Genomic DNA, 768 nt, shown 5'->3' on the forward strand with positions numbered 1-768 from the left:
GCACAAGGGATACTGCCTTGCTGAGAGGTGGAGATGGGATTCGAACCCACGTGCACGGCTTTGCAGGCCGCTGCCTCGCCTCTCGGCCACTCCACCAGGGACTCGAACCCGACAAGTCCGAAGACTTGTCCGAGCGGACGACGGGATTCGAACCCGCGACCCTCACCTTGGCAAGGTGATGCTCTACCACTGAGCCACGTCCGCACTGCCGAACCTCGTCCGGATCTCTCCGGCGTTTTTCGGCGCGTCACAGACTCTAGCCGAAAGATGGGGCAAGAGTCCAAATCGCCCCAGGTCAGTGCGTTGCGCGGCCGGGGCGGGGGTCGTGGGACGTGGCGAGAGCGAGGGGGGCCGACCTGAGGGCCCCGGGCGGTCGCGTGTCGGGCGTCGCGTGGCCGGCGAGCGAGCGGGCGTACTCGGTTGCGCCAGGGTCGGCGTGATCTCGGGGGCTCCCGATGTCCGTGCCCGCGTCGTGGGGCTGCTGCTCGAGCTGGGTCGAGCGCGCGTCGGAGGGGGCAAGGGGTGCGAGCCCGTGGAGGGACCGAAGCTCACGGATCGGTACGGCGAAAGCCCCGAGAACCCGACGTCGGAAGGGGCCGTGGTCACGCGGCCGCCCGTGGCGCCGCTGGAGCGGCGGCCTGCCCGCGCAGTCTCTGTGCTGGTGGAACGTCGCGCTGACCCGCATCAGGCCGGCGTGGTCGGGCCGGGGCAAGGGGGTGGGGTTCGTGTCGGGCGGGTATGACAAAAGGCCGTCCCGGGGGGACGGCC

2 tRNA genes are annotated in these 768 nt (G+C 70.4%); both read right to left on the minus strand.

Annotated features, from left to right (window positions below):
• Nucleotides 1–25: 25 nt before the first annotated feature.
• A tRNA-Cys gene (locus OERS_RS20400) sits at nucleotides 26–96 on the minus strand.
• Nucleotides 97–132: 36 nt separating this feature from the next.
• A tRNA-Gly gene (locus tag OERS_RS20405) sits at nucleotides 133–204 on the minus strand.
• Between the last annotated feature and the right edge of the window lie 564 nt (nucleotides 205–768).

Source organism: Oerskovia enterophila, from assembly GCF_001692445.1.
In the GTDB taxonomy this organism is placed as follows: domain Bacteria; phylum Actinomycetota; class Actinomycetes; order Actinomycetales; family Cellulomonadaceae; genus Oerskovia; species Oerskovia enterophila.